The organism is Saccharothrix sp. ST-888 (assembly GCF_000955975.1).
Classification (GTDB): Bacteria; Actinomycetota; Actinomycetes; order Streptomycetales; family Streptomycetaceae; genus Kitasatospora.
This window is the reverse complement of the sequence record NZ_JYJF01000809.1, coordinates 1-322: the sequence shown is the minus strand read 5'-3', so window position 1 is coordinate 322 and position 322 is coordinate 1. Positions and strand designations below refer to the sequence as shown.

Here is a 322-nt window from a genome sequence, read left to right as displayed (position 1 = left end):
GGTCTGGGTACGGCGGACCACCCGCTGCTGGGAGCGGCGGCGGAACTGGAGGACTCGGGCGGGTTCGTTTTCACCGGGCGGCTGGGTCTCTCCACCCATCCGTGGCTGGTGGATCACACGGTGTTGGGGGGTGTGCTGCTGCGGGGCAGGGCCTTCGTGGAGATGGCGATCCGGGCGGGCGACCAGGTGGGTTGCGCCCTGCTGGAGGAACTCACCCTGGCCGCACCGCTAGTGATGACCGAACAGGGCGGGGTGCAGCTGCACCTAACGCTGGCTTCGGGGGACGGGTCGGGCAGCCGGGCTCCGAGCCTTCATTGGCGTC

Annotated in this window: 1 protein-coding gene; it reads left to right on the top strand. The window is 70.2% G+C overall.

What is annotated here, in order from left to right; genetic code table 11:
• Positions 1–322 (top strand): polyketide synthase dehydratase domain-containing protein (locus UK12_RS34665; protein ID WP_045307203.1); only part of this gene is annotated, 322 nt, incomplete at both ends.